This is a genomic window from Pseudanabaena sp. 'Roaring Creek' (assembly GCF_001402795.1).
In the GTDB taxonomy this organism is placed as follows: domain Bacteria; phylum Cyanobacteriota; class Cyanobacteriia; order Pseudanabaenales; family Pseudanabaenaceae; genus Pseudanabaena.
This window is the reverse complement of the sequence record NZ_LIRE01000211.1, coordinates 1-6,646: the sequence shown is the minus strand read 5'-3', so window position 1 is coordinate 6,646 and position 6,646 is coordinate 1. Positions and strand designations below refer to the sequence as shown.

The following is a 6,646-nucleotide window of genomic DNA, read 5'->3' as shown; positions in this document are numbered from 1 at the left end:
TATAGCTGCCGCCAGTTTTGTTAGGACAAAATCAAAACCCCAAAGAGAGTTGCCGCGCAGAGCGCGGCAACTCTCTTTGGGGTTTTATGTCCTGATACAGTTGGCGGCAGCTATAGACATGAAAATAGGCATGGAAATAGGCATGATAAAGTCAATAATTGTTAGTGCAGAGCAAAGCCCAACAACCCCAATATTGACGGGAACCACTGCTAACCATTCACCCCAATTTGAGGGCAAATCGTGAAGATTAGTAAAGCAATCATTGCCTATAAGTCAGGTAGTCAAATTGGCAAAGTATGGGCAGAACGATGTAGTAGAGAGTTAGAGGAACTCGGAGTCAAAGTATTAATTGGACCTACAGGAGCCAGTGATAATCCCTATCCTGTATTCCTCGAATCTATGCACCAAGAAATCGATCTTGCTGTTGTCCTTGGAGGAGATGGCGCAACTTTGGGGGCTGCGCGATATTTGGCGAGTCTGGGAGTCCCAATTCTGGCTATTAATGTCGGTGGACATCTAGGCTTTCTCACCCATTCCATCGAGGAATGCGAAAATACTAGTGAAATTTGGACGCGATTGCTGTCAGATCTTTTTGCGATCGAGCGAAGGATGATGCTACAGGCAAGGGTGATTACAGTAGATGAGGGCTTAGGTGGAAAATTTGGTCAACCTTGCGGTCCATTCTTATGCCTCAATGAGATGTGCGTGAAGCCTGCTTCTCCCGATCGCATGGTTACGGCATCCCTAGAATTGGAAATTGCTGGCGAAGTGGTCGATCAATACCATGGTGATGGACTAATTGTCGCGACTCCCACGGGTTCAACTTCCTATACGGTGGCGGCAAATGGTCCCATTGTGCATCCAGGAATGCACGCGATCGCCATTACACCTATCTGTCCGTTGAGTTTATCGAGCAGGGCGATCGTAATTCCACCGAAACTAACTGTGAGTATTTGGCCGCTTTCGACCGATGACTTTAGTTTAAAACTATGGACTGATGGAGTTATAGCCACATCCATTTTTCCTGGACAGAGAGTTGACATCCAGATGTCGGAGCATCAGGCTCAATTTGTCGTCTTGCGCGAAGAATATTCCTACTATCAGGCTTTACGCCAAAAGCTTCTATGGACGGGGGCAAGGGTTCGCTACTCTAATCCCTATCGATCGCAATAATACTAATTCACTGAAATGAATCAACACTTCTAGTGAATTAACAAACAGCCCCATTAAGGTTTTGAGATTCCCAAAATGGCGTTGCCATTTTGGGAATCGGTATGAGGCAATAAACAGAAGAGCTTCGTAATGATGCATATGTTAACCCAAAAGATAATGGCGGCGCTTCGCGCCGCCATTATCTTTTGGGTTAGCAACAGTCAAAACTAGTCACGAAATGCGATTCGACCAGTTTTAGGCAAGCTAAACGCGAGAAAGAAAAATAGATATAAGACATACACAATTCCCCCCACTGCGCCGATAAATGCCAAATTCTCAACAGGCACGCCGTTATGAAATAAATTACTAAAGCTTAGGGGAGGTTCAAACCAGATTGGACAAATATCACCAATTTGCTCAATTTTCACAAAGGCGCAGTTAGAAAACAAGAGGCGAAACATAGCACTCACCGAGCAATAAATAGTGGTTGCCCAACGCCATCCTAAATAAATAAATTTGAGACTTTTATTGCGGGAAGCTTCGATATCTTCATTTAAATCTTGCCAAAACCAAAGGGCAAGAACGATTAAAAGCGCTGCTACGATGCCAGAGATAAAAGATATGCCTAAACTACCGATCGCTAAATAAATAGTAATCAGTACCAGACTTGCGACACGCCAGTATAAAAGCAGCGATCGCTTGATGGCTTCATTCCCACCCCGAAAAGCCCAGATCGACATACCAAAGGGAATCAGAGCCATAAATACCAGAGCTAAGCGATAGTCTAGCCATACAAGTTGACGAATAAGGGTTGCATCCATAAAGGCAAAAAATTCTGACCAGATATTCCAACTTATGTTACTATACTAACTTGCAACAAATAATCTCAATTCATAGCTTGATTTAGCAGATCTTCTTTAGAAGAGATTAGTAAAGTATTGCTACAAGAGTTGCAACAAAAATAGCGAGACCTAAACTTGTTAGTTCAAATCTCGCATCAAATGGGCTTAACGAAACATCTATGTTGCTGTTTTTAGCTTCTCAAAGAAGCAAATTTTTTACATCGGCTAAATAGCTTATCTAGCCTCGTACTCTACTGGCGACTCCTGACATCTTTAGCGATATCCGAGAATTTAAGCTAAGTAGCTAAGCATAAGTAAACTTAAAACCTAGAAGAGCGTACCGCCCGCTACGCGGGCGGTACGCTCTCTGGTTTTGGTTTTTAATTATGCTTAACTGCTTAAAAGGAGCATTGGAGTAAATTGTGGCAAAATATGAATAGTTCACTACAAGCTTATATTTACAAGCTGATTGGCAATGTCTGCAATTTCTATCAAAGTTCCCAAACAAAAACTCAAGAATCCTCCACTACAAGTCCATACCCTAGGCGATCGCGTATTGCGTCAACCTGCAAAACGTATTAGCAAAGTAAACGACGAAATTCGTCAGACTATTGTCGAGATGCTCCAAACAATGTACAGCAATGACGGTATCGGACTTGCTGCACCACAGGTCGGAATTAACAAGCAATTGCTCGTCATCGATATCGAACTTAAAGACGAAAGCAAGCCTGCCCTCGTAATGATTAATCCCGAAATCAAGTCTTCAGGTGGTGATTTGATTACTGGCGAAGAGGGATGTCTGAGTATTCCTGAAGTATTTCTTGATGTTGTGCGCCCCGATCGCGTTGAGGTATCCTATCGCGATGAAGATGGCAGACCGCAGCATATGATTGCGGAGGGATTGCTTGCAAGGGTAATTCAGCATGAGATGGATCATCTTAATGGCGTTTTATTTGTCGATCGCGTCAAGAATCCGATCGCGCTAAACAAGGAATTAAGTGCCCATGGGTTTGCAACAAAAGATGTTCAAGCAATCAAATAAAAAACAAATAGAAAAAAGGTGGCAAATCCACCTTTTTTCTATTTGTTTTTTAGCCTAGTTCTAAGTAGCTGGGTACAATTAAATAGAAAACCCCAAAAGCTGTAGCGCACGCTGCGCGTGCGCTACAGCTTTTGGGGTTTTAATTAAGTCCAGCCACTTATTTATATCGTTTTATATTGCTCCAATTATGCTGATCCAAAAATTATTAGATTGCCCAGAATTTATTGCGGGTGATTCGACGATATTGCGTGAATTATTGCATCCAGACAAGCAGGATATTAACCTGCGCTATAGCCTTGCCCATGCAATTTTGCCTGTGGGTGAGACTTCGCAACCGCATTCTTTAACCACTTCCGAAGTCTATTACATCCTTAGTGGTAGAGGCGAGATGCATATTGATGATGATGTTCGCGAGATTGAATCTGGCGATGCTCTATATATTCCTCCCAATGCGAAGCAGTTCCTCAAAAATATTGGGGATGAGCCCATAGTATTTATTTGTATTGTCGATCCTGCTTGGCGACAAGAGGATGAAACCATTTACGATTGAGTTACCAAATTTTCCATTCATTCCAATTAAGATTGAAAATAGATGTGTCGGGGAAAGCGATCGGGTTATTGTTCTGGGTGAGTATTTGCTGCAATTTGGCAAGTTGGGGATTGACCCTCGGCAAATCTTCGATTATTTGATAGGGCAAAATTCCTTCTGAGAGAGCAAAAGAGGCGGTAGTTCCTGCGGCGGCTCCCACAGACCATTCGTAGGAATGAACGCGGTAGCCTGCCGCAACAATGTAGCTATAGGCGATATTTTTGCCCGATACGATCAGATTGTCGATTTTTTGAGGAATTAGCGATCGCAGAGGAATCTGTCCTGGAAAAGCAGCACCATGACCATTGCGAACGCCAGAGCGCTCGGTATTACCAGCCTTTTCAACGGGATATTCACTCAAGCAAGGATGGAAATCCAGATAGTATTGGGCGATGCCGATCGCGTCGGGATAAATCGTCGAACGAGTCCGCCGAGCAATGCGATCGGGATTGGTATTGTTTTTGATAACGCTCGTCGCCTCCAATCCTGAGAGAGCCTTCCATAAATTGCGATAGTCTTCCTGTGAGAGCTGCTGGCGATAGATTTCATCTCTAAAATCAACTTGAGAAACATCAATCTCAGACATACTAAATCCGTCGGGATAGCCATAGGAGGGACGACCAATAATCCGCCGCGATTCCCTGATATATGGATATTTAGATAGACCATGCAAGGTTCCCATGGGTGAGTCAAGCCCAGTCAATAGGCGATGATTAGGAAAAGGCTTTTTCCATGCATTCTTCTGTTGGGAGTCGGTAGTGCCCGCCACTAACCAGTAGTAAAAACCCAGTGCAATTTCTTCACCACTCTGGAGGGTTTCTTTGCGCAGTCCCCCCATCCATCCATTCGGTGCTAACTGTCCAGATTGCTGCAATTGCTCTCTAGAATAGATGAGATTATCTTTATCAGTGCCAGGACGATAATCATTGCCCCATACCCAATTCTGCATAGAGATATCTCCTGCTTTCATTGAGGAAACGCCAAAGGCATTTTTTTTAGGATTATCCGTTTCCGCATTCCAGATGCGGCGATAGGTAAAGATAGAATCGAAGTTAGCAAGATTGGGCTTCGGATCGGAGCCGTAATAGGGCGCGTAGCGATCGTAAAAACTGGGTTTCTCCTGTGGTTGTGCCTCTGGAGTTTGCTCCATCGCAAAGGTATAGGTAAACCCTTGGGTGCAGTAAGCATCATTTTCGGTGACGGGCGAAGAGGGATTGAGGGGCGATCGCGGATCGATACCCAAGCGGTAGGGGACATCGGCTAACGCGATGATTTCGCCTGTCTCCGTAGAGTCAATTACAAACCAATCGGTTGGTCGCTTTAATTGCTGTGACTGGGGCTTAGCTAAGGGAATAAACCGAATTACTTGTTTTTGCAATCGAGGCGAATTTTCGTAACGATAGGCATCTTCAATAATTTGTGAAAGCGGTTCAGAATTTAGAGGCGGTGTATTGGGGGCGGGACTATGTTGAATGGCGATCGCGCTATCGATCTCTTTCCCATCGGTACTCATTTCCAGTTTTTTGACGACGGTATTGGGAAACCACTTCAGTTTGCCATTGCCCTTTTGCGCGGCATCTTGCAACATTCCCATTAATATCTGCTGGGCTGTATTGGGAATGAAACAGGATACGCTTACCCAGCAATCGCCCGCATTTAATTTTCCATAGTTCTGTTCGATCCGCTTGCGAAATTCTATATAGCCTTTTGGGAAAAACCAGAGACTGCGTTGTTTTTTAGCTTCATCTAGGGCGGAAGTACCTTGGGAGGTGATTTGTCCGCCAATCCAGTCGGTAATCTCGGTGACGCAAACCGTACGACCAGCTAGCAGTGCTTCGTAGGCGGTTGCCGTACCCGCCAACCCACCACCCACCACCAAGATTTCGCATTCTTCACTGCGTTCGGGATTGCTGGTCAGGGGCTTTTGGGCGATCGCGCGATCGTTACTCGACGCTCCCAAACAGAATGTAAAGGCGATCGCTGACATTGCAAACCGAACGGGAATATCAATAATATTTTGAAAATTTAGCGATGGTTTTGACATTAATTTACATTTCGATAACTTATTTTGCTAGTTTACAGGGATCCCTAGAATGCAGAATTAGCAATTGTGATCATTCGTTAATAAACTTATTCAAGAATCTAATGATTTGGGCTAATCCTTCGATCTTTAGTTGTGCGATCGTAAAGTTATTAAGATCGCCGCCTAACAAATAGATGCATAAATCGACATTTGAATAAATTGCTTATACCAATTAGATAGAGCGTTTACCTCTTGACTACAATTCCACAAAGCGAATAAAATCCCTGCAAAGATTAAAAATCATTTTGGAATACTGAATAATATAGAAGCAAAAAGATCGCATACATGAGAAGTTACTTATTAACTCCCGTTCTTCGACTTTTGACAAGTCGCCTATTTATTTGTAGTTTAAATACATGTTTAATTGTAGTTTTAACTCAAATCATAAAAACCGCTTTCCCCCTTTTGTCTAATTACCATAAAAATGAAGAGATTCTTCATAATATTATATTTAACTCTGTAGAATTTTTTATTCTCTTTGGGGTGATTTTAGAAGAGAGAGATTTTATGATGGAGAAGATAGGGTTATATCCAATCTTTAATAATGTTAAAGAAGATCTAACTGATGAAGCTTGTCATGCCTATGGATTTGCGATATTAATCGTGTCTTCATTAATAGTTATTCCTGTTAATGCAATTGCCATTCATAATGATGTCATTGACACAAAAGGTATAGCTATAGATTTATATTATTTAACCTTTTCATTACTTTTTATCCAGATTTTGGTGCTGGTCAAATTTACATTCCGATTATTGAAAATACAATTAAATAAAGTGTCTACCGATGATGATGAAAAGTAAAATCATGAAGATTTAAAAAGATTTATGGCGTTTCTCATTCTAGTGAAGTACAGAGTTATTTCCCCACCTTTGGCTGAGAAATAACAGAGTTTCTATACTTCAATTATTTTTAAGCGATCATCTACTAATTTAAAGAT

6 protein-coding genes are annotated in these 6,646 nt (G+C 42.4%); 4 read left to right on the top strand and 2 right to left on the bottom strand.

Features of this window, described 5'->3' with window-relative positions; genetic code table 11:
• The first annotated feature begins 240 nt into the window (after positions 1 to 240).
• The gene (locus tag AC805_RS06895; protein ID WP_055074732.1) at positions 241 to 1,173 is read left to right on the top strand and encodes an NAD(+) kinase; all 933 of its coding nucleotides are present in this window, start codon (positions 241 to 243) and stop codon (positions 1,171 to 1,173) included.
• Between the two features lie 206 nt (positions 1,174 to 1,379).
• Here AC805_RS06895 and AC805_RS06890 read toward each other — a convergent pair whose 3' ends face one another.
• Positions 1,380 to 1,973: a DUF3177 family protein gene (locus AC805_RS06890; protein ID WP_055074731.1), complete on the bottom strand. Its 594-nt coding sequence runs from the start codon at positions 1,971 to 1,973 to the stop codon at positions 1,380 to 1,382.
• Between the two features lie 496 nt (positions 1,974 to 2,469).
• On the opposite strand from AC805_RS06890, the gene def reads away from it, so the two are divergent.
• Complete coding sequence (gene def / locus AC805_RS06885; RefSeq protein ID WP_055074730.1) at positions 2,470 to 3,036, top strand: peptide deformylase; 567 nt, start codon at positions 2,470 to 2,472, stop codon at positions 3,034 to 3,036.
• A 187-nt stretch (positions 3,037 to 3,223) separates the two neighbouring features.
• The gene (locus AC805_RS06880; RefSeq protein WP_055074729.1) at positions 3,224 to 3,586 is read left to right on the top strand and encodes a cupin domain-containing protein; all 363 of its coding nucleotides are present in this window, start codon (positions 3,224 to 3,226) and stop codon (positions 3,584 to 3,586) included.
• A gap of 1 nt (position 3,587) precedes the next feature.
• Here AC805_RS06880 and AC805_RS06875 read toward each other — a convergent pair whose 3' ends face one another.
• A complete protein-coding gene (locus AC805_RS06875; RefSeq protein ID WP_055074728.1) occupies positions 3,588 to 5,669 on the bottom strand; it encodes an FAD-dependent oxidoreductase in 2,082 nt (693 codons plus the stop codon).
• A gap of 324 nt (positions 5,670 to 5,993) precedes the next feature.
• Here AC805_RS06875 and AC805_RS06870 point away from each other — a divergent pair, with 324 nt between their 5' ends.
• The gene (locus AC805_RS06870) at positions 5,994 to 6,509 is read left to right on the top strand and encodes a hypothetical protein (protein ID WP_055074727.1); all 516 of its coding nucleotides are present in this window, start codon (positions 5,994 to 5,996) and stop codon (positions 6,507 to 6,509) included.
• Positions 6,510 to 6,646 lie beyond the last annotated feature (137 nt).

What these genes read in the sequence shown, in the direction of transcription:
- AC805_RS06890 (WP_055074731.1), bottom strand. Translation starts at nt 1,973, where the DNA reads ATGGATGCAACCCTTATTCGTCAACTTGTATGGCTAGACTATCGCTTA.
- AC805_RS06875 (WP_055074728.1), bottom strand. Translation starts at nt 5,669, where the DNA reads ATGTCAAAACCATCGCTAAATTTTCAAAATATTATTGATATTCCCGTT.
- AC805_RS06870 (WP_055074727.1), top strand. Translation starts at nt 5,994, where the DNA reads ATGAGAAGTTACTTATTAACTCCCGTTCTTCGACTTTTGACAAGTCGC.
- AC805_RS06880 (WP_055074729.1), top strand. Translation starts at nt 3,224, where the DNA reads ATGCTGATCCAAAAATTATTAGATTGCCCAGAATTTATTGCGGGTGAT.
- def (WP_055074730.1), top strand. Translation starts at nt 2,470, where the DNA reads ATGTCTGCAATTTCTATCAAAGTTCCCAAACAAAAACTCAAGAATCCT.